Source organism: Priestia sp. P5_B4 (genome assembly GCF_056400385.1).
The window spans coordinates 1-2279 of sequence record NZ_JBFULJ010000623.1; the positions used below are offsets into that span (position 1 = coordinate 1).

The window sequence follows — 2279 nt, forward strand, 5'->3', positions numbered from 1 at the left end:
CCGGTATATTGATCGGATTTTATTTGAATGGAAGAAAAATGGTATTCAGACCATTGATCAAGCCCGCAAGCATAGCCAAAAATTTCGTCAAAATCAACAGCCCAAAAAACTATCTTCTGTTAACCCTTCTCAGTCTACATCAGCCATTCCTTTTTTTAACTGGCTAGAGCAATGACAGGATAAAAAGCTGCTTCAAGATCCAAGTAATTGAATCTTGAAGCAGCTTTTTTAAAAGAATATGGACAAAAGTAGCATTTGACAGGAACCCTATTGTAAAATAGGAGGGAACTACCTGTAAGGAGAAGGAGAAGGAGAACTAGTATGTTAACGTTAAAACAAATCAGACAGTGCCTAGATGCTATGGCGGAAATGTTTCCTGACGCCCACTGTGAGTTAAATCATCGGAATCCCTTTGATTTAGTCATTGCTGTGGCGCTATCTGCTCAGTGCACAGATGCTCTAGTCAACCGCGTAACAGCGGATTTATTCAAAAAATATCAAACGCCTGAAGACTATTTAGCCGTTTCGTTAGAAGAGCTGCAGCAAGATATTAGATCAATCGGCTTATATAGAAACAAAGCTAAAAATATTCAAAAGCTCTGCCGTATGCTCATTGATGAGTATGGAGGAGAAGTTCCAACAGATCGTGATGAGCTGACCAATCTTCCAGGAGTAGGGCGTAAGACGGCTAATGTTGTTGTATCCGTAGCTTTTGGAGTACCTTCAATAGCAGTAGATACGCATGTGGAACGTGTAAGTAAACGCCTTGGGATTTGCAGGTGGAAAGATTCTGTTTTGGAAGTAGAAAAAACGCTAATGAGAAAAGTTCCGAAAGATGAATGGTCAGTCACGCATCATCGACTTATCTTTTTTGGACGCTATCACTGTAAAGCACAGTCTCCTCAATGTCATGTCTGCCCGCTTCTTGATCTTTGCCGAGAAGGAAAGAAACGAATGAAAGGAAGAGAGAAGAAGACAGATGTTACCGATTGAAGTGCCGTCACATTTCATATGCGAACCATTCTATTCAAAAGAAGACCGGATTCTTGAAGTGGGTGGAAAAAATTATTTTGCTTATGATATTTTATACGATGTACATAAAGAAACGAAAACACCTTGGAGGGATGTTCAAAAGAACATACGGCCATTTTTTGAAAAGTGGGAAACTCAAAGGGAAGAACTGTATACGCTTTTTTCTCTGCGAAAAGCAAAAGAAGCAGCCCCTTGTATGAAACAAGCTGCTGCTATGTATATTAGTTTACTGTTTTGGATTAACGGAAAGCCCGTTCGGCGTTTAAATCGGCTGCAAGAAGATATAGCGGACCTAACCTATAAGCCTATTAACTGTGCTGAGAGACTTATGTTTTTGCTGCAGCGAGTTTCTTCTTATCAAGCGTATATTCAGCTGACAGAGTTATTTAATGAGCTACGTAAGCAGTATGCAAAAATGCTTATTCTTCACAAGAAATAAAGCCCCTACACGTGTAGGGGCTTTTTACTGCTACGTTAATTTTCAGTTGTTGGCTCTTGCTGCGGTGTAGCAGGTGTTGACGGCGTCGATGGTGTAGCAGGGGTTGTTGGTGGTGTCTGACTTCCTGAGTCACTTCCACCGTTGTCTGCTGGAGGAGTTGTTGTGCCTCCGTTATTACTGTTGTTGCCGCTGTTACCATCGTTAGCATTGCCGCTATCATTATTGTTATTATTGTTATTATTGTTATTATTGTTATTATCGGTATTGCCGCTATTGTTACCGCCGTTATTGCTGCCATTATTGTTGTTTTGGTTATCATCCGGCTGAGTAGATGAATCGTCCCCTTGATCAGAGCCGTTGTTTTGATCAGTGTTGCTATTGTCTTCATTTTGATTATCGTCCGTTGTTCCGTCATCTTCAGGCTTAGTAGAATCATCTTCGGTAGCTTGATCTGATGAATCAGGGACTTTTACAGAAGAACTAGCGCTTTCGCCCGTATTTGTTGTTACGGTGAAACTATACGTTGCGCCTGGTGCTGGGTTGGAAATTGTTTTCCCACCGGCTCCTGTGCCAGATGCGAGTTGTTCAGAACCGTTAGGAGATGACATTGTGACTGTAAAGGTCGTATCACTGGCTGCGTTTGACGCTGACCAGTTAACTGAAATTGCTCCTCCGCTATACGAAGCAGTAATTTTTGGCTTCACATCTTTATTGTCTTTTTTCTCTTTTTTGTCCTCTTTTTTATCTTCTTTCTTTTCTTCTTTTTCTTTCTTCACAAACGTTTGAGATACTTTTGTCGGTGCAGTAC

3 protein-coding genes and 1 pseudogene are annotated in these 2279 nt (G+C 41.0%); 3 read left to right on the plus strand and 1 reads right to left on the minus strand.

All coding sequences use genetic code 11. The annotated features are described in order from the left end of the window. The 3 genes from AC1DRF_RS23835 to AC1DRF_RS23845 all read left to right on the plus strand — a co-directional run. The coding region (locus AC1DRF_RS23835) for a DnaD domain protein (RefSeq protein ID WP_477741857.1) at positions 1 to 175 on the plus strand (175 nt) is incomplete at its 5' end. A gap of 146 nt (positions 176 to 321) precedes the next feature. Next, positions 322 to 993 (plus strand): endonuclease III, encoded by a 672-nt coding sequence (nth, locus tag AC1DRF_RS23840; RefSeq protein ID WP_043979488.1) that lies wholly within the window; start codon positions 322 to 324, stop codon positions 991 to 993. Then, entirely contained in the window at positions 980 to 1471 is a 492-nt protein-coding gene (locus AC1DRF_RS23845; RefSeq protein ID WP_427075450.1) for a YpoC family protein, read from the plus strand. Before nth ends, AC1DRF_RS23845 begins: the two co-directional genes overlap by 14 nt. Positions 1472 to 1506: 35 nt before the next feature. Here the strand turns inward: AC1DRF_RS23845 and AC1DRF_RS23850 are convergent. Beyond that, positions 1507 to 2279, minus strand: a pseudogene (locus AC1DRF_RS23850) (transglycosylase domain-containing protein); the annotation flags it as partial.